Source organism: Pseudomonas nitroreducens NBRC 12694, assembly GCF_002091755.1.
Taxonomy (GTDB): domain Bacteria; phylum Pseudomonadota; class Gammaproteobacteria; order Pseudomonadales; family Pseudomonadaceae; genus Pseudomonas; species Pseudomonas nitroreducens.
In genome coordinates this window covers 1-17,736 of sequence record NZ_BDAI01000002.1, presented here as the reverse complement: position 1 = coordinate 17,736, position 17,736 = coordinate 1, and the positions used below count along the sequence as shown (strand labels likewise).

Annotated in this window: 15 protein-coding genes; 5 read left to right on the top strand and 10 right to left on the bottom strand. The window is 63.6% G+C overall.

Annotated elements, in window-relative coordinates; translation table 11 throughout:
- Positions 1–27: 27 nt before the first annotated feature.
- Entirely contained in the window at positions 28–675 is a 648-nt protein-coding gene (locus PNI01S_RS05960) for a GNAT family N-acetyltransferase (protein ID WP_084357612.1), read from the bottom strand.
- A gap of 129 nt (positions 676–804) precedes the next feature.
- Here PNI01S_RS05960 and xthA point away from each other — a divergent pair, with 129 nt between their 5' ends.
- The gene (gene xthA, locus PNI01S_RS05955) at positions 805–1,617 is read left to right on the top strand and encodes an exodeoxyribonuclease III (RefSeq protein ID WP_054907912.1); all 813 of its coding nucleotides are present in this window, start codon (positions 805–807) and stop codon (positions 1,615–1,617) included.
- A 61-nt stretch (positions 1,618–1,678) separates the two neighbouring features.
- Here the strand turns inward: xthA and PNI01S_RS05950 are convergent, their stop codons facing one another.
- The 4 genes from PNI01S_RS05950 to PNI01S_RS05935 all read right to left on the bottom strand — a co-directional run bounded on the left by PNI01S_RS05950 (position 1,679) and on the right by PNI01S_RS05935 (position 7,078).
- Positions 1,679–2,830: a hypothetical protein gene (locus PNI01S_RS05950; RefSeq protein WP_084357611.1), complete on the bottom strand. Its 1,152-nt coding sequence runs from the start codon at positions 2,828–2,830 to the stop codon at positions 1,679–1,681.
- Positions 2,831–3,219: 389 nt separating this feature from the next.
- Entirely contained in the window at positions 3,220–3,843 is a 624-nt protein-coding gene (locus tag PNI01S_RS05945) for a response regulator transcription factor (protein WP_024765507.1), read from the bottom strand.
- Between the two features lie 231 nt (positions 3,844–4,074).
- A complete protein-coding gene (locus tag PNI01S_RS05940) occupies positions 4,075–6,711 on the bottom strand; it encodes a hypothetical protein (RefSeq protein ID WP_143514248.1) in 2,637 nt (878 codons plus the stop codon).
- Between the two features lie 124 nt (positions 6,712–6,835).
- On the bottom strand, positions 6,836–7,078 hold the full coding sequence (locus PNI01S_RS05935) for a hypothetical protein (protein WP_084357609.1): 243 nt from the start codon (positions 7,076–7,078) through the stop codon (positions 6,836–6,838).
- Between the two features lie 197 nt (positions 7,079–7,275).
- Here PNI01S_RS05935 and PNI01S_RS05930 point away from each other — a divergent pair, with 197 nt between their 5' ends.
- The 3 genes from PNI01S_RS05930 to PNI01S_RS05920 all read left to right on the top strand — a co-directional run bounded on the left by PNI01S_RS05930 (position 7,276) and on the right by PNI01S_RS05920 (position 10,069).
- Positions 7,276–8,658 (top strand): substrate-binding domain-containing protein, encoded by a 1,383-nt coding sequence (locus tag PNI01S_RS05930; protein WP_084357608.1) that lies wholly within the window; start codon positions 7,276–7,278, stop codon positions 8,656–8,658.
- A 201-nt stretch (positions 8,659–8,859) separates the two neighbouring features.
- Positions 8,860–9,903, top strand: coding sequence for a TerC family protein (locus PNI01S_RS05925; RefSeq protein WP_084357607.1), 1,044 nt, complete (start codon positions 8,860–8,862; stop codon positions 9,901–9,903).
- On the top strand, positions 9,869–10,069 hold the full coding sequence (locus PNI01S_RS05920; protein ID WP_037015017.1) for a hypothetical protein: 201 nt from the start codon (positions 9,869–9,871) through the stop codon (positions 10,067–10,069). The genes PNI01S_RS05925 and PNI01S_RS05920 overlap by 35 nt, the downstream gene beginning before the upstream one ends.
- 205 nt (positions 10,070–10,274) lie before the next feature.
- Here the strand turns inward: PNI01S_RS05920 and PNI01S_RS05915 are convergent, their stop codons facing one another.
- Positions 10,275–11,504, bottom strand: coding sequence for an acyl-CoA dehydrogenase (locus PNI01S_RS05915; protein ID WP_024765513.1), 1,230 nt, complete (start codon positions 11,502–11,504; stop codon positions 10,275–10,277).
- 167 nt (positions 11,505–11,671) lie between these two features.
- Here PNI01S_RS05915 and PNI01S_RS05910 point away from each other — a divergent pair, with 167 nt between their 5' ends.
- Positions 11,672–12,604: a LysR family transcriptional regulator gene (locus PNI01S_RS05910; RefSeq protein WP_024765514.1), complete on the top strand. Its 933-nt coding sequence runs from the start codon at positions 11,672–11,674 to the stop codon at positions 12,602–12,604.
- Between the two features lie 139 nt (positions 12,605–12,743).
- On the opposite strand, the gene PNI01S_RS05905 is transcribed toward PNI01S_RS05910, so the two are convergent.
- The 4 genes from PNI01S_RS05905 to PNI01S_RS05890 are packed head-to-tail and all read right to left on the bottom strand — an operon-like array spanning position 12,744 to position 17,534.
- Positions 12,744–13,871: an acyl-CoA dehydrogenase family protein gene (locus PNI01S_RS05905; RefSeq protein ID WP_065084727.1), complete on the bottom strand. Its 1,128-nt coding sequence runs from the start codon at positions 13,869–13,871 to the stop codon at positions 12,744–12,746.
- 10 nt (positions 13,872–13,881) lie between these two features.
- Entirely contained in the window at positions 13,882–15,072 is a 1,191-nt protein-coding gene (locus PNI01S_RS05900) for an acetyl-CoA C-acyltransferase (protein ID WP_089285774.1), read from the bottom strand.
- 8 nt (positions 15,073–15,080) lie between these two features.
- Entirely contained in the window at positions 15,081–15,851 is a 771-nt protein-coding gene (locus PNI01S_RS05895) for a 3-hydroxyacyl-CoA dehydrogenase (protein WP_054907902.1), read from the bottom strand.
- An 18-nt stretch (positions 15,852–15,869) separates the two neighbouring features.
- Positions 15,870–17,534, bottom strand: a complete 1,665-nt coding sequence (locus tag PNI01S_RS05890) for an acyl-CoA synthetase (RefSeq protein ID WP_084357606.1) — start codon at positions 17,532–17,534, stop codon at positions 15,870–15,872.
- Between the last annotated feature and the right edge of the window lie 202 nt (positions 17,535–17,736).

Below are 17,736 nucleotides of genomic sequence, written 5' to 3'. Positions count from 1 at the left end.
GAAACGTCTGAGCGACTGACCGCCGGCCTATCCCGCAGCTGCCTTTGCCGCCTCGCGCCCGGCATTCGGATGGAACAGGACATGCTCGCGGATCGGTCCCAGGGCAACTTCACCGAGTTCCTCGTAACCATGACGCCGATAGAACTCCAGGTACCGTGCGTTACCCGTATCCAGCACCAGCCCTTGCGAGCCGCCATCCTCGGCGCACCAGGTATGCAGCGCGTCGAGAAGCTGTTCGCCCAGGTGCTTGCCCTGGAACTCCGGGTGCACGCCAATCAGCGGCAGGATGTGGTATGGCCCCGGCGGCAGGCAGCCAATCACGGCGGCGTGGTAGTCCAGATAGCGCCGGGTGCAGCCCAGGCCGGTGGTCAGCAGCATGCGCACGCGCCAGAACCAGCTTTCCGTGACATCCAGCCGGCGCTGCGGCGGAACGATCAGCGCGACGCCCACCAAGCGGTCCTCGAGCAGCAGCCCGATGGATGGCAACTCCTCGAGGAAGTGCTGGTTGACCAGTTCACGGATGGTGGCTCGCACGCGCTGGTCGAATCCAGGGCGATCGGATTCGAACAGATAGGCAAAAGTGGGTTCGTGACGATAGGCGTGGTACAGCAGCGAGCGGACTTCACGGCTGTAGCTGCCGTCCAGCAGACGGACTTCGGCGCGGGTATCAGGCATGCGGACGCCTCTTCTTGTGAGTTCTTCTTATGGTTATGAGTCCAGCCACAAAACCCTAGCAGCGCCTCGCCGGGGTCGCCAGGGTCCGTCCACCTGGGCTAGCATCGTGCTTTTGCCAGGGCGCCCAGGATGAAAATCGTCTCTTTCAATATCAACGGTTTGCGCGCACGTCCCCACCAGCTCCAGGCGATCATCGAACGCCACCAGCCGGACGTGATCGGCCTGCAGGAAACCAAGGTCGCCGACGAGCAGTTCCCCCGCGAGGAAATCGAAGCCCTCGGCTACCACGTGCACTACCACGGGCAGAAAGGCCACTACGGCGTCGCCCTGCTCTCCCGTCAGGAGCCGCTGGAACTGCAGCGCGGCTTCCCCAACGACGGCGAGGAGTCCCAGCGCCGCTTCATCTGGGGCACCTTCAAGGACGCCCAGGGCCAGTTGATCACCGTGATGAACGGCTACTTCCCGCAGGGCGAGAGCCGTGATCATCCGGTGAAGTTCCCGGCCAAACAGCGCTTCTACGCCGACCTCCAGGACCTGCTGGAAACCCGCTTCCAGCCCGACCAGCAACTGATCGTGATGGGCGACATCAATATCTCGCCGGAAGACTGCGACATCGGAATTGGCGAAGAGAATCGCAAGCGCTGGCTGAAGACCGGCAAGTGCAGCTTCCTGCCGGAAGAACGTGAATGGTTGGCGCGCCTCAAGGGCTGGGGCCTGGTAGACAGTTTCCGCCTGCAGAACCCGAGTGTGGATGACCGCTTCAGTTGGTTCGACTACCGCAGTCGCGGCTTCGAGGACACCCCCAAGCGCGGCCTGCGCATTGACGTCATCCTCGCCTCCGAGGCCCTGCGCGGGCGCATTGCCGATACCGGTGTGGACTACGACATCCGCGGTATGGAAAAGCCGTCCGACCATGCGCCGATCTGGCTGCAGCTGAAGTGACACCCTGAGTGAAAAGCCCGGCAAGGGCCGGGCTATTTCATTCTCAGGCTCGGCTTCGGGCTCAGGCCTCTTCCGTGCCGGTTCCCACAGTCTTGCTGATAGCGCTGTAGGTGGTGTTGAAGCGTACGGTTTCGTTGAATCCCTTGACGATGGCGCCAAAGCGTTCCTTGGCATCGAGCAGTTGCTTGAAACGATCGGACAGCTCCGCTCCCTGACGTTGCAGCCCCACCTCTCGATCATCCAGTTCCTGCACCCGTGCGCGTAGCTGATTCAACTGACGGTCAATGCTTTGCTGCTCCTGGCTCAGGATCTCGGCACGTTTCGTCGTCGCGCGGTCGCGGCTGTCGACTGTTTCAGCAAGGGCCTGCAGCGCGCTGCTGCGCTCTGCGAGCACGGCAGCATTGTGCTCGGCAATACGTTCGATACCGTGCTTCTCTTCCTGCAACCGTTGTTCCTGCTGGCTCAGGCGTTCCTCACGCTCGGCCAGCTGACGCTCACGCTCAAGCGCCGCCAGGCGACGCTCCTCGAGCGCCTCGCGCATTTTCACGATCTCCAGCTTCTGCTGCGACAAGCCATGGGCCATTCCCGCCAGGGAATCGAGCGTGGACTGCACGTCGTGCAGTACGCCGTCGGTTTCAAGGGAGGACGACTGACGTACAGTCACAGCCGACTCCACGGGCGCCTGGGCATTTGCGACTCCGGAGCTGACGGATTGGGCTTGGGCATTCATGGTGGAGGATTCCTCGTTGGAAAAGTGGAAGGCCGGCTCGCCGGCAGACGAGAGGATTGCTGCGTCAGCCACATTGCATTCGGCGTCATGCGCATATGCCGGCAGTTGGAGCGAATCGAGCAGAGTCGTGACGGCTTCAGCTTCATTGATCGCCGGACAGGCAGATGCTGCGTCGCTGATCATTGCCAACGGCTCGATGGAGTCGGAGCAACTGGGCTCCACAGGGCCCAGCCCCGAGCAGGCCGAGGCGAGATCGTCGAGATCCCGCTCCAGGTTTTCGAAAGCCTTCACGGAATGGAGATCGGCCGGCTCCCCAACTCCAGTCACGGCGTTCACTTGGATTGGGATATATCCCACCGACACGGCAGGGCGAACCATGCCTTCAGTGGTCGCAGGCAGAGGAGACAGGAGCCCGGGCAGATCCTCCTCGATATCTGGGGAAAGAAATGCGGTTTCCTGAACGGACGGCTGAGTGGCGGTCATGGCTGACAAGCCCTCTTCTTGATGTCCTTCGTACCGCTTCGCATCTGAAGTCATGAAACGTCCTACCCTGAAGGGTGGTCAGCCCCACCGTCCCGACAGAACGCTCGACAATGCGAACGAGCCCTGGAATCTGATGGTGATTGCGCTTCGAAAGCAGAGGCAATCAGGCCGACTGGATGAGCCGATGGGCTGCCCCGCTCTACCTTGATAGTTTGAGACCGGGACAGGTTGCGGGAAGGATTCTCACAGCCCTATGTCGTCATGAATGTCAGTAACTTCCTGCATGGGCGAAGGAAAACTATGTAAGACCACCCGAATCATTCGACGCCTCGCAAGTCAATCAACCCACTGGGCTCCAGGATCCGACTGATAGCTCGAGCGCCCCGCCATTAGAGCAGCCCAATCTGTTCGCTGATGCTGAACAGCTCATCGAGAGTCGTGGCGGACAGTTTCCGCATCAGTTGCCTCCTGTGCTGGCCGATGCTTGCTCCCGACAATGCCAGGACATCGGCCAGCGCCCCGACCGAGCGTCCCCTGCGTAACCCATAGAGAACGGCCACCAAATGGGTGGGAAGTGCTAGTGCGGACTCCAGTCGGGGATCACGGTCCAACGGCAGACGCGCGTGCTCGGGAAATATCTTTCCGCCCGCGAGAACGGCGTCGACGGCCCGACCGATCAGGGTCGGACGGTCGTCCATCAGCAGAAACCCCGACACGCCGATGCGAATCGCCCGTTGAATGTTCAGTGGCGATCCCAGGCTGGAGCAGACCAGCACCGGGGTAGTGGCCTTGAGTCGGCCATCCCGTCGAAGCATGGTGACCAGTTCCATGCCATGGATGTCGGGCAGCTCCAGGGTCACCACCAGGAGATCACAGCTGCTGGTATCCAGGCCACTCAAGGCTTGGCGTGCAAACTTGAAATGCACGTCACACTGATGACCGTGGTCCAGCAGAAACCGGCGAAGCGCGACGAAGTCACGTCGCAACGGTTCGATGAGAACTACGCGGGCCATGTTCCTCCTTGCAGCAAAGGCCCCACGGGCCGGGTGCGACATGGCGCATCGACAGAAATCGCCGCCGCAGTCGTTCCCGCAGAATGTCATTGAATGGCTGCCGCAACGGTATTCATGGCAATCAAATGAACGTAAACGGACCAATCCGGGTCTCGGCAACGCCCATACGACAGCGCATCCGCTGTGACAGCAGCTCGGCCAGCAGGTTTTCCAACCTACCGGCCTGCTCGGTTACTCGCTCACTGTCTTGGAAATGGCCGACAAGGTGCTGTTGAACTGCACCGTCTCGTTGAAACTCTTGACGATGGTGCTGAACTTATCCTTGGCGCTCTGCAACTGCTTGAGCCGCACCGCCAGTTCCTCGGTCTTGCGCTTGAGTGCGCTTTCAAGTTCATCCAATTCGCTCGCTCGGCCGCGCAGGCTGGCCGAGTGCTCATCGATGCGCTGCTGCTCCAGCTGGATAGACTCGGCACGTTTAAGAGTCGCCTTGTCGCGCATATCGACTGTCTGGGCCAGCTCCTTCAGTGCTTCGCTGCGCTCTGCCAGCAGGCGATTGTTCTCGGCGGCCATGCGATCCAGATTGGCCTTGGCCTCCTTGAGGTGGTTCTCGAGCTGCAGCAGACGCTCTTCCTTGTCACCCACCAGGCGCTCGCGCTCCTGCAACTGGGTGCTCCACTCCTCCAGCTCTTCCTGCAAACGGCCGGCGGCCTGCTTCTGCTGGGTCAGTCCCTGGGCCATCCCGGCAAGGGAGTTGAGGGTACTCTGGACGTCGGAGAGAACATCTTCCGGGTCCGCCTCGAGCTGAGGCACGTTCAGCACAGCCGACACTTCCTGCAACTCCACCGAGGTTACTGGGACAGCCGTTTCCCGCACATCGGCCTCAGGTAACTCATCGTGCACATGGGTCATTTCAGTTTCCTTCTGGATAAAGACTCCCTGAAGCACCGCTGCCTCAAGGTGGTTGTCAGCCAGTGGCTGGGGCTCGACTGCGGGAACTGCAGGAGCCACGCTCGACTGGGAAGTGGTCGCCGCCGCGACATCGGTCGAGGTGGTAACGAGGAACTCCGACCCTGAGGACTCTTCGTCGTTGCAGCCGCACGGCAGGCTGTGTTTGCCGTCGTGAGTGGTACTGGCTGCCTCCAGCATCGCCAGCGCGTCTTCAAGGCTCGCGATGATCGGCTCCAGGGCTACGTCGCTCTGAGCAGGGCCGCAGCCGGAAACGCCATGACTGGATTGCTCGTCCATTGCAGGCTGCACCATCAAGTGGTCGGATTGACCTGCCGAGGTCCGGTTCTCCTGGGGCAGGACGGCTTCCGTCAGCGTGTCTTCTTCCGGCTCGAAATGCCCTAACGCCTCCGCTGCGATTCGCACTGTGGAAACCGCTTCGTCCAGCGAATGCAGATCCATTGCACCAACTCCGGCCGCCACTGCCGATTCGGGTGACGCCGCTGGCTCCACCATCGGGGTCGACAAAGGCTCGACAGCTGCAGCCCCCTCTTGAAGATCCGCCACCTTGGCACCATCCGGCTCAGGGAACTTCTCCACCTGCACAATTTCCTGCTCGACCAATGCCTGCTGTTCGGGCTCATCCGGGGCATCGGCACCGGTCGCATCAACAGCCGAAAGCTCCGAAGACTCGATCGGAACCTGAACAGCCAACTCAGGCGCGAGGGGGGCGTCGTCGATAGGTTCATCAAGGTCGGCACCACCCGTCACATCATTCGACTGCCATTCGAGAGAGCGCTCGTCCACGGTGGACTCGCGGTGGGCAAAGGCCTCGGTGTGCGGACTCTCCAGCGGCTCCAGAATGTCCGGGGCGTCTGGCAGAGACTGGGCGAGCGATGCGTGTACTACGACCTCATCTGAGAAGATGCCGGGGGATATTTCGGTGTTTTGCCGATCCGGCTGCGCTGTCAATACGGACGTCGACGGAACTGGCTCTGCTTCGGCGGACTCGGGCGGTGTGCCGATTGGCTCGGCGTCTACTTCCCGCTCCGGCAGGAAGGGCCTGTCCGGCTCGATTAGTATCGACTCTTCGCGAACGGGCTGTTCCGAGGCATCTGCCACAATCCTCTCGACGCCCTCCACCGCCGCGGAAGCGGCTGACACCGAAGCCACCGTTGAATACATCGGCACCGACCCCGAAACTGGGGCGGTCTCATGGCCGGTAACAGCTGGCGATTCCACGGCTTGCAGCTCATCCGTCACGGTGCCACCGGAGCCATGCTGTTCAATTGGCTCTACGGCAGTGCCTTCCGCATGTTGCGTAGTCTCGCTGCTCTCGTCATCTGCCGTGTCCGAGCTACTCACGGGATCCAGGAATTCCGCATCCAAAACATCCGATGACACGGCATCCATCGAGACTTGGCTGAGAACTGCATCGGCGTCACTGGGCAGGCCATCGAACCGCTCCTGATCACCGGTGGAGTCGGACATATCCTCGCTACCAACTATGGAAGCCTGCTCCTGCTCTCTCTTCAATCGCGACAAGCGGGCGAACTGTGCGAAATCCGGAATCATCTCCGAACTCCACTCGAAGGCCAGGTCTGCCAGTGCTGAACTGGCTTGCGGCGTCTCTACCGGCAGCGGAGCCTGATTCGCCGTCTCGCTTTGAGGACTGACTGCAGGCACGGCCCTACGCCGGTTCAACATCCCGGACCTTGCCAGCAGGTGCAACCATGAGTGCACTTGTTGCGTCGGCAGTCTGATCCCCTTGAACGTCAGCTCCCGCGGATACAGCACACTCAAAGTGCGTCGGCGCCACGGGCGCCCCCAGTGATTGGCAGAGGCGTTGTGTACAGCCAGGGAAATCAGCTTGACAGGATGCTCGGGGCCGACCGGCGTTGGTGCACTACGGGGGTGAGTCATGATTAATGTCCGGCGGGGATGTTAAAACCGCGCAAGTTTCGCTTGGCCGGAAAACTGGCGTTATCAGGTAATCCTGATGAGCCTGAAGTATTTTCCCATCACCCTTCCTCTGGGTCTGCGTTGATCAACGGTGGCGAAAATCGTGCAATGGCTTCGATGCATAGCGGCCCCGCGGGTGGCGACGCAGCGCGCCAGCCAGGTCGAGCAGTGTCGTCAGGACAAACAGCGGGGCGACCAGCCACAGCGTCGCGAAGGCGTTCTCCACCATCGCTTCGGGTGCCACCACCAGGGTTGCAGCCATCAGCGTCACCAGCAGGATGAGCACCAGCTTCATCAGAAGCGACGAAAAGTCGAGAATCTCGTCCATTTTGCTCTCCGGCCTGCTCGCACAAGGTGACCTGTATAACCCCGCCCGCACGGAGTCGAAATCGGAAATCTCCGACAACCCGCCAGTCATATCCGAAGGCAGCGGCAGGCAATCAGCAGCCCAGCGATGCGTCATATCGGTGCAATGATTCCGACTTAATCTGCCGCGCCAACGATGCCTCAAATGGAAGTTGACCCATGCAGTACAAGCCGAGCCCCAGCGACGCCCAACCCTGGCCCGTGACCATCGCCTGGCTCACCATCGCCTTCATCTGCTATGCGTTCCCCTGGTCGGCGTTCGCGGCCCTGCCTTCGTCCCGGGGCGGCGAGCCGGTACTGCGCATCCAGGGCTCCAACACCATCGGTGCGCACCTGCTGCCGGAGCTGGTGAAAGGCCTGCTGGTGAGCGAGGGCTACAGCGACGTCACTGCCAAGCCGGGCAAGGCGGAGAACGAACAGCGAATCATCGGTCGCACCCAGGACGGCAAGGAGGCCATCGTCGACCTGGCCGCCCACGGTTCCAGCACCGGCTTCCTCGCCCTGAAGGACAACAGTGCCGAGCTGGCAGCCGCTTCGCGCCCGATCAAGGACGCCGAAGTCGCAGGCCTCTCGGCATCGGGCAACCTGCGCAGCGCCAAGGCCGAACAGGTGATCGGCATCGATGGCCTGGCGATCATCGTCAATGCAGCCAACCCACTGGATGAACTGACCACCGATACGCTGGCGAAGATCTTTTCCGGCGAGGTGAAAACCTGGGAAGAGATTGGCGGGCGAGGTGGTGCCATTCGCCTGTATTCCCGCGACGACAACTCCGGCACCTTCGATACCTTCAAGGAGCTTGTCCTCGCGAGTCACGGCAAGGCGCTGGCCAGTGGCGTCCAGCGTTTCGAATCCAGCGACCAGTTGTCCGCCGAAGTGAGCAAGGACCCGCAGGGCATTGGCTTCGTCGGCCTGTCGTCCGTCCAGAATGCCAAGGCGCTGCGCATTGCCGACGGCGACTCCCAGGCCATGCCGCCATCGACAACGCTGATCGCCACCGAGGACTACCCACTGTCGCGCCGCCTGTTCCTCTACATGAAGCCCGAAGAGCCAAACCGCTGGGCCCGCGCCCTGCTGCAGTTTGCCCAGGGTGACAAGGGCCAGGCCCTGGTCAGCGCCAGCGGCTTCGTCGGCCAGCGTGTACAGGCAGTGAAGATGGCACCGCGTGCCAGCATGCCGGAGAACTATCAGGCCCTGGCGCGAGACGCCGAGCGCCTGTCGGTGAACTTCCGTTTCCGCGAAGGCAGCGCAACCCTGGACAACAAGGCACAGCGCGATATCGACCGACTGCTCGCCTACCTGCAGCAGGCCGGCAAGATGAACAAGCAGGCCGTGCTGGTCGGTTTCGGCGATCCCAAGCAGGACCCGGCGCGCGCCGAACTGCTTTCCAAGCTGCGCGCCATGGCCGTGCGCCGTGAGCTGGCCAAGGAAGGCGTGATGTTCCGCGAGATCAGCGGGATGGGCGATGCCCTGCCGGTGGCAGCTAACAGCGACAATGACGGACGGGTGAGGAATCGCCGCGTCGAAGTCTGGGTCTACTGATCCCCCTGGCGATCAGCGTCTAGACTGTCTGAAGGAAGCTGATCGCCCGGTCTGGAAATACTGTAGGAACTTGTTACGTTCCTTCGCTTGTCTCTGCCAGGCGCTCTGCTATTTTCCCGCCAGTGACGCCGGGCCCCTCTGACGGTTGCCAACCGCCATGTCGGAGTCACTTTTCGACAACGACACTAAGGGAGGGGCCAAATGACAGCTCTGCACGCCTTTTTAACCGAACCATTCCTCGGAACCGCCACCTGGTTCTGGCTGGCCTTCCTGGCCATCGTGATTCTTCTCCTCGTACTCGACCTGGGCGTCCTGCAACGCGATCACCACGAGATCGGCGTGCGCGAGAGCCTGATGCTCTCTGCCGGCTACTTCGCCTGCGGCCTGGCCTTCGGTGGCTGGGTCTGGTACGAGTTCGGCGCCACCAGCGCGGTGGAGTACTACACCGGCTTCCTCGTCGAACAGTCGCTATCGATGGACAACGTGTTCGTCATGGCGATGATCTTCGGCTTCTTCGGCATCCCTCGCCGTTACCAGCACCAGGTGCTGTTCTGGGGCATTCTCGGTGCCATCGTCATGCGCGCGCTGATGATTGGCCTGGGCGCCGCGCTGGTGAAGGAATTCGAGTGGATCATGTACGTATTCGGTGCCTTCCTGCTGTTCAGCGGCGTGAAGATGCTGTTCAGCAAACATGATGCCGAGCCGGACCTGGCCAACAACCCGGTGCTGAAGTTCCTGCGCAAGCGCATCCGCATGACCGACACCATTCACGAACACCACTTCTTCGTGAAGATGCCGGACGCCTCGGGCAAGCTGGTGCGCTACGCCACCCCGCTGCTCCTGGCGCTGATCCTGATCGAGCTGGCCGACCTGGTATTCGCCGTGGACAGCGTGCCGGCGATCTTCGCCATCACCCAGGATCCTTTCATCGTCTACACCTCGAACATCTTCGCCATCCTCGGCCTGCGCGCCCTGTACTTCTCGCTGGCGGCGATGATCCATCGATTCGTGTACCTCAAGTACGCCCTGGCGCTGGTCCTGGTGTTCATCGGCACGAAGATTTTCCTGCACGGATTCATCGGCAAGGTTCCCGCCGCACTGTCCCTTGGCGTAACCTTCGGCCTTTTGGCGGGTGGCATACTGCTATCCTTGCTCAAGACGCGCAGAACCGGCGAGGAACCGCTGGAAATCGTCAGCCAGGAGAGGATCCATGCAAGCGCTGGAGGTGAGGATCGAAGCCGTTGAGTTTCGCGGCAGGGCCTATTGGCAGGTCCGTCTCGGTCGTCGCGCGCTGCGATTTCCCCACGAGGCCGCTGCGCGGGCCTTCGCCGCCCAGTTGCACACGCGCCGGGAGTGGTTGCTGACGCAGCAGAGCCAGGCGGATGGGCCGGAGCCGTCACCGGAGCAGTGAATGAACAGGGCCAGCGCAAGCTGGCCTTGTTCTGTGTACCGTTGCACAACCGATATCCGACACCCTGCGCGGGACGCCCCACCGTCCGCGATGGTGTCCGGCACGATGCAGGCCAATCCCGGACGGAGTCCGCTTCTACGAAAAGCACCCTGTCCCGCCCAAGAAAAAGGCCCGCATCAGCGGGCTTTTTCATTGCAGGTTGCGATCAGTGACTGCTGCGCAGCGCGTCACGCGGTACGTACTTGCCGATCTCGTACTTGCCGATTGCCGCACGGTGCACCTCGTCCGGGCCGTCGGCCAGGCGCAGGGTACGCTGCATGGCGTACCAGTAGGCCAGGGGGAAGTCGTTGGAGACGCCGGCGCCGCCGTGCATCTGGATGGCGCGGTCGATCACCTGCAGGGCGACGTTGGGCGCGACGACCTTGATCTGGGCAATCTCGCTCTGGGCAAACTTGTTGCCAGCCTTGTCCATCATGTACGCGGCATTGAGGGTCAGCAGGCGGGCCTGGTTGATCTCGATGCGCGAGTTGGCGATGTGGTCGATATTGCCGCCCAGGCGCGCCAGCGGCTTGCCGAAGGCGGTACGGCTGACGGAGCGCTTGCACATCAGTTCCAGCGCGCGCTCGGCCATGCCGATGGAGCGCATGCAGTGGTGGATGCGGCCTGGGCCGAGGCGCCCCTGGGCGATCTCGAAGCCGCGGCCTTCGCCGAGCAGGACGTTCTCGTAGGGCACGCGGACGTTCTCGAACAGCACTTCGGCGTGGCCGTGCGGAGCGTCGTCGTAGCCGAATACAGGCAGCGGACGGAGAATCTTCACGCCGGGGGCGTCGGTGGGTACGAGGATCATCGAGTGTTGCTGGTGACGCGGTGCATCCGGATTGGTCAGGCCCATGAAGATCATGATCTTGCAGCGCGGGTCGCAGGCGCCGGAGGTCCACCACTTGCGGCCGTTGATGACCCACTCGTCACCATCGCGCACGGCGTTGGCCTGCATGTTGGTGGCGTCGGAAGAAGCAACGCCCGGCTCGGTCATGGCGAATGCGGAGCGGATCTCGCCGCGCAGCAGCGGCTCCAGCCAGGTGCGCTTGTGTTCTTCGGAGCCGTAGCGCACCAGCACTTCCATGTTACCGGTGTCGGGAGCTGCGCAGTTGAAGGGTTCGGAGCCGATCAGCGAGCGGCCCATGATCTCGGCCAGCGGTGCGTATTCCATGTTGGTCAGGCCAGCGCCCAGCTCGGACTCGGGCAGGAACAGGTTCCACAGGCCTTCGGCTTTCGCCTTGACCTTGAGGTCTTCCATGATTTGCGTGGGCTGCCAGCGGTCACCCTGGGCCACTTGCTCCTCGAACACCTTTTCGGCGGGATAGACGTTGGCTTCCATGAACGCGGTGAGGCGCTCACGCAGGTCCTGAACCTTGGCGGAATAAGCGAAATCCATGGGGGCTAACCTTCTGGCGGCGGTTGTTTGTGTGGTGATGATGCTAGAACAGCCAAGGGCATTTACCCAGCCTATTATCCGAATCAATGAACATTCATAACCCGTATGGACCTGAGCGTCGGTTCGGGTATGATCGGGCCAAAACAATGACAAGCGGAGCCCCGGTAATGAACCTCAGCAAGGTCGATCTGAACCTGTTCATCGTCTTCGACGCGATCTACACCGAAGCCAACCTGACCCGCGCCGGACAGATCGTCGGCATTACCCAGCCCGCCGTCTCCAACGCCCTCGCCCGCCTGCGCGAAACCTTCAACGACCCGCTGTTCGTGCGCACCGCGCAGGGCATGGTGCCCACGCCCATGGCGCAGAACATCATCGGCCCGGTACGCAACGCGCTGCAGCTGCTGCGTGTGTCGGTACAGGAAAGCCGCACCTTCACCCCGACCCAGGCGAACAAGACCTACCGCATCAGCATGACCGACCTCACCGAGGCCATCGTCCTGCCGCCTCTGTTCCAGCGCCTGCGCCGCCAGGCGCCGAACGTGCACATCGAGAGCTTCCTCTCCAAGCGCCGCGAAACCACCAAGGAACTGGCCGCCGGCCGCCTGGACTTCGCCGTCGACGCGCCGCTGAACACCGACCCGCAGGTACGCCACGTCAAGCTGATGGAAGACCGCTACGTCTGCGCCATGCGCCAGGGCCATGCGCTGGCCAAGGACAAGGTAACGCTGGAGGAATACCTGTCGGTGGCGCACATCCAGATTTCCAGCCGCCGCAGCGGCTTGGGCTACGTCGACCTGTCGCTGGGCAAGATGGGCCTGCAGCGCAAGATCGCCCTGCGTTCGCAGCACTACCTGATGGCCTCCACCGTGGTACAGCAGACCGACATGGTGGTCACCGTGCCCGAGCGCTTTGCCCGCCACCACGGCCTGCACTTCGTCGACCTGCCGGTGAATGACGTGCCGAAGCTGGAAACCCACCTGTACTGGCACGAGAGCACCGACCAGGACCCGGCCAACCGCTGGATGCGCGAGCAGATCATCGAGCTGTGCCAGCAGGTGACGGCGCGCGAAGCGCGCGAGGCGGCGGAGCGCGCCTGATGCCTGGAGCGATCCCATTGATGGGTATCGCTTCGCTCCCCGCCATAAGCGAAGGCGTCATGCTCGACAAGCCACCTGCAGACCCCGCCCTGCCGAAGTGCCTGTCCAACGAACAGGCCGGGGTCTGCCGGCGAACCCTTTACAAGCTGCGCGCGATCACCAGTCGCTGCACATCGCTGGTGCCTTCATAGATCTGGCACACGCGCACGTCACGGTAGATGCGTTCCACCGGGTAGTCCTGCAGATAGCCGTAACCGCCCAGGGTCTGGATCGCCGCGGAGCACACCCGCTCGGCCATTTCCGAGGCGAACAGCTTGGCCATGGAGGCTTCGGTCAGGCACGGCAGGCCGGCTTCGCGCAGGCTGGCCGCGTGGTGAACCATCTGCCGGGCCACGGCGATCTCGGTAGCCATATCGCTCAAGCGGAAAGCCACGGCCTGGTGCTGGATGATCGGTTTGCCGAAGGTTTCGCGCTCGTGGGCGTAGTCGCGGGCGTACTCGAACGCGGCGCGGGCCATGCCGACAGCTTGCGAAGCGATACCGATGCGCCCGCCTTCCAGGTTTGCCAGGGCGATGGCGTAGCCCTGCCCCTCTTCGCCCAGCCTGTAGCTCGCAGGAATACGCATGTCGTCGAAGGCGATTTGGCAGGTGTCCGAGGCGTGCTGGCCGAGCTTGTCCTCGACGCGTACCACGCGATAGCCAGGCGTTTCGGTCGGCACGATGAAGGCGCTGATGCCTTTCTTGCCTGCCGCCGCATCGGTCACTGCGAAGACGATCACTACACCAGCATGGCTGCCGGAGGTGATGAACTGCTTGCTGCCGTTCAGCACGTAATGGTCGCCGTCCCGGCGTGCGCGGGTTTTCAGGAAGCTGGCGTCGGAGCCGGCCTGCGGCTCGGTCAGGGCAAAGGCGCCGATCATCTCGCCACGGGCCAGGGGCACGAGGAACTGGCGCTTCTGCTCGTCGTTGCCGAACTTGGCGATGGGCATGCAGCCCACCGAATTGTGCACGCTCATGATGGTCGAGCAGGCGCCGTCGCCGGCGGCGATCTCTTCCAGCGCCATGGCGTAGGCCAGGTGGCCGGTCTGCGCGCCGCCCCACTGCTCCGCCACCAGCATGCCGAGGAAGCCGAGGTCGGCCATTTCCTTGATGGCCTCGGCCGGGAAACGGTGCTCGCGGTCCCAGTCGGCGGCAAAGGGTTTCAGCCGCTCCTGGGCGAACTGGCGGGCAACGTCACGGATCTGGAGGTCTTCTTCGCTGGGAATCATGGCTCGCTCCTTAGGCCAGGCGCTCGACCGCGATGGCCGTGGCTTCGCCGCCACCGATGCACACCGAGGCCACGCCGCGCTTGAGGTCGTACTGCTTGAGCGCCGACAGCAGGGTCACGATCACCCGCGCGCCGGAAGCACCGATGGGATGACCGAGGGCGCAGGCGCCACCGTGGACGTTGAGCTTGTCATGGGGAATAACCAGGTCGCGCATGGCGGCCATGGCGACGACGGCGAAGGCTTCGTTGACCTCGAACAGATCGACGTCGCCGATCGCCCAGCCGGTGCGTTGCATCAGGCGCTCAACCGCGCCCACCGGGGCAGTCGGGAACAGGTTCGGCGCATCGGCGTAGGACGAATGGCCACGGATCGCCGCCAGCGGGGTCAAACCGCGCTTCTCGGCTTCGGACAGGCGCATCAGCACCAGTGCGGCGGCGCCGTCGGAGATGGAGCTGGCATTGGCCGCCGTCACGGTGCCGCCTTCGCGGAAGGCCGGCTTCAGGCTCGGAATCTTGTCCAGCTTCGCCTTCGGCGGCTGCTCGTCTTCACTGATGGCACGCAGTTCCTTGCCAGCCTTCACAGTGACCGCGACGATCTCGTCCTTGAAGCGGCCTTCGCTCATGGCCTTCTGCGCGCGGCTCAGCGAGGTGATGGCGTAGTCATCCTGCTGCTCACGGGTGAAGCCGTATTTCTCGGCGCAGTCCTCGGCGAAGGTGCCCATCAGGCGGCCCTTGTCGTAGGCGTCCTCGAGGCCGTCGAGGAACATGTGGTCAAGCACCTTGCCGTGGCCCATGCGGTAGCCGCTGCGGGCGCGCTCCAACAGATACGGTGCGTTGGACATGCTCTCCATGCCACCAGCCAAGGCGACGCGGGCGCTACCTGCGAGGATGGCGTCGTGGGCCATCATCGCGGCTTTCATGCCCGAGCCGCACATCTTGTTCACCGTGGAGCACGGCGTGCCACGCGCCAGCCCCGCACCCAGCACCGCCTGGCGCGCGGGCGCCTGGCCCTGGCCGGCGGCGAGCACGCAGCCGAGTACGGCTTCATCCACTTCTTCGGCACCCAGACGGGCGCGCTCGACGGCCGCACGGATCGCGGCTGCGCCGAGGGTGGCGGCGGTGACATCCTTGAAGTCGCCGAGGAAGCCGCCCATGGGGGTACGGGTGGCGCTGACGATGACGATGGGATCGTTCATGGCAATTCTCCTGCTTACTTCGCGGCCATGCGGATGGCGCCGTCGAGGCGGATCACTTCGCCGTTGAGCATGCTGTTCTCGATGATGTGGCGGGCCAGCGCGGCGTACTCGTCGGGACGACCGAGGCGCGGCGGGAACGGCACGCTGGCGCCGAGGGAGTCCCGGACTTCCTGGGGCATGGCGGCCATCATCGGCGTCTCGAAGATGCCGGGGGCGATGGTCATCACGCGGATGCCCGAGCGCGCCAGTTCGCGGGCGATCGGCAGGGTCATGCCAACCACGGCGCTCTTGGAGGCGGAATACGCGGCCTGGCCGATCTGCCCGTCGAAGGCCGCCACCGAGGCGGTGTTGATGATGATGCCGCGCTCGCCGCCGGCGTCCGGCTGGTTCTGCGCCATGGCTTCGGCGGCCAGGCGCAGCATGTTGAAGGTGCCGATCAGGTTGATGTTGATGGTGCGGGCGAAGCTTTCCAGCCCATGCACGCCATTGCGGCCGATGACTTTTTCCGCCGGGGCCACACCCGCGCAGTTGGCCAGCCCATGCAGCGCGCCGAAAGCATCCAGCGCAAGCTGCACGGCAGCCTTGCCGTCCGCCTCGCTGCACACGTCGGTGCGGATGAAGCGCGCATTGGCTTCGCCCAGTTCGGCGGCCTGGGCCGCACCGGCTTCGGCGTTGATATCGGCCAGCACCACCTTGGCGCCGGCGCTCACCAGCAGCTTCGCGGTGGCCGCACCGAGGCCGGAACCGCCGCCGGTGATGAGGAATACCTTGTTCTGGATCTGCATGAAGTTTCTCCGCTGGACTTAGTGAGCCGCCGCTTTCTCGGCCGCTTCGCGTTGCTTGGCGATCTCCTGGTTGCGCAGGAGGAAGCGCTGGATCTTGCCGCTGGGCGTCTTGGGCAGCTCGTCGACGAACTCCACTTCCCGCGGGTAGCTGTGCGCCGACAGTCGCTTGCGCACGTACTGTTGTAGTTCCTCGGCCAGCTCCGCGCCCGGCCGGTAGGACGAGCAGAGCACCACGAAGGCCTTGACCAGTTCGGTACGCTCCGGGTCCGGCTTGCCGATCACCGCCGCCTCGATCACCGCCGGGTGCTCGATCAGCGCGCTCTCCACGTCGAACGGGCCGACGCGGTAACCGGAAGTGGTGATCAGATCATCGGCGCGGCCGACGAAGCTGATGCTGCCGTCGGCGTTCAGCTCCACGGTGTCGCCGCTGAGGTAGTAGTCGCCAACGAAGGATTTGGTTTCCATGTCCTGGTAACCGGCGAACCACATCAGCGGCGAGCGCTTGCGGTCCATGGCGAGCACGCCGGGCTGGCCGGCGGGCAGCTCGTTGCCCTGCTCGTCCAGCACAACCACGCGATGGCCGGGGATGGAGAAGCCGGCAGCGCCCAGGTGCACCGGGTGTTCCAGCTCGTGGTGATTGGCCAGCACCATGCCCAACTCGGTCTGGCCGTAGTGGTCGTGGATGGTTACACCCAGCTCGCTGGCGAACCAGCGGATGACTTCCGGCGTCAGCGGCTCGCCGGCGCTGCTCACGGCACGCAGGCGGCCCTTGAGCGGTTTGGACGCTGCCTCGCCAGCCGCGATCAGCAGACGGTAGGCGGTGGGCGAGCCAGCCAGGTTGGTGATGCCGTACTGGCGCACGATGCGGCAAGTGCTCTCCACCGTGAACGCGCCTTCGTAGAAGGTGATCGGGTGCCCCATGGCCAGCGGCCCGGTGAGGCCATAGTAGAGGCCGTAGGCCCAGCCCGGATCGGCGAGGTTCCAGAACGAATCCTCCTCGCGAAGCCCGACCGCATCGCGCATGTAGCCGACGAAGGCGACGATGGCCTTCAGCGGCACGGCCAGCGGCTTGGCCAGCCCGGTGGTGCCGGAGGTGAACATCAGCAGGAAGGGATCTTCGCCGCTGCGCAGGACAGGTTCGAAGTCCGGCGAGTGTCGTTCCAGTTCGGCCCAGAAGCTGTAGTCGCCATGACGAATACCCTGCCCCTTCGGCCCGCCGACGGTGACCCGCGTGGGGGCGTCGGGGACCTCGTCGAGCTTGCCGCGGTTGGCGCCGTCGGTGACCACCACCTTGCTGCCGGCGAGCTTGACACGGTGCTCGATGGCCTTGGGTCCGAAGGCGGTGAACAGCGGCTGGTAGACCGCGCCGAGGCGCCAGGTACCGAGTACGGCGATCAGCAACTCCGGGGTACGCGGCAGCATGCCGGAGACGCAGTCGCCGGGGCGCACGCCGAGGCTGTACAGGAAGCTGGCGAAGCGGCCGGAAAGTTCTTTCAGCTGGGTGAAGGTGTAGCTGGCGCTGTCACCGTCCTTGCCCTCCCAGAACAGCGCGACGCGGCCGGGAATGGCGTGGCGGTCGCAGCATTCGACACAGGCGTTGAGGGCATCGAGGTTGCCGGCCAGGACGGCGTCGGCGGCGGCGAAGTAGTCGAACTCGGCCGTGGCGGCGGTATGGGAACGCATCGCGGAACTCCTGGGTTTGTTCTTGTGTGGAGTCCTCTGATGTTCCCGCTGCACTGGCGCGCGGGCAATGTCGAAAGCCGCCAACCTGGATGAGCGGATTGGACAGCCCGGCGAGTGCTTTTGTTGGGTGGATAACGCGCCAGCGTTATCCACCGCTGGCTGAGCGGCCTGCCTTCCTTAAATGGCAGGCCCGGAACTCAAA

Coding starts and splice junctions, on each gene's coding strand:
- PNI01S_RS05960 (WP_084357612.1), bottom strand. CDS start 675: ATGCCTGATACCCGCGCCGAAGTCCGTCTGCTGGACGGCAGCTACAGC.
- xthA (WP_054907912.1), top strand. CDS start 805: ATGAAAATCGTCTCTTTCAATATCAACGGTTTGCGCGCACGTCCCCAC.
- PNI01S_RS05950 (WP_084357611.1), bottom strand. CDS start 2,830: ATGACCGCCACTCAGCCGTCCGTTCAGGAAACCGCATTTCTTTCCCCA.
- PNI01S_RS05945 (WP_024765507.1), bottom strand. CDS start 3,843: ATGGCCCGCGTAGTTCTCATCGAACCGTTGCGACGTGACTTCGTCGCG.
- PNI01S_RS05940 (WP_143514248.1), bottom strand. CDS start 6,711: ATGACTCACCCCCGTAGTGCACCAACGCCGGTCGGCCCCGAGCATCCT.
- PNI01S_RS05935 (WP_084357609.1), bottom strand. CDS start 7,078: ATGGACGAGATTCTCGACTTTTCGTCGCTTCTGATGAAGCTGGTGCTC.
- PNI01S_RS05930 (WP_084357608.1), top strand. CDS start 7,276: ATGCAGTACAAGCCGAGCCCCAGCGACGCCCAACCCTGGCCCGTGACC.
- PNI01S_RS05925 (WP_084357607.1), top strand. CDS start 8,860: ATGACAGCTCTGCACGCCTTTTTAACCGAACCATTCCTCGGAACCGCC.
- PNI01S_RS05920 (WP_037015017.1), top strand. CDS start 9,869: ATGCAAGCGCTGGAGGTGAGGATCGAAGCCGTTGAGTTTCGCGGCAGG.
- PNI01S_RS05915 (WP_024765513.1), bottom strand. CDS start 11,504: ATGGATTTCGCTTATTCCGCCAAGGTTCAGGACCTGCGTGAGCGCCTC.
- PNI01S_RS05910 (WP_024765514.1), top strand. CDS start 11,672: ATGAACCTCAGCAAGGTCGATCTGAACCTGTTCATCGTCTTCGACGCG.
- PNI01S_RS05905 (WP_065084727.1), bottom strand. CDS start 13,871: ATGATTCCCAGCGAAGAAGACCTCCAGATCCGTGACGTTGCCCGCCAG.
- PNI01S_RS05895 (WP_054907902.1), bottom strand. CDS start 15,851: ATGCAGATCCAGAACAAGGTATTCCTCATCACCGGCGGCGGTTCCGGC.
- PNI01S_RS05890 (WP_084357606.1), bottom strand. CDS start 17,534: ATGCGTTCCCATACCGCCGCCACGGCCGAGTTCGACTACTTCGCCGCC.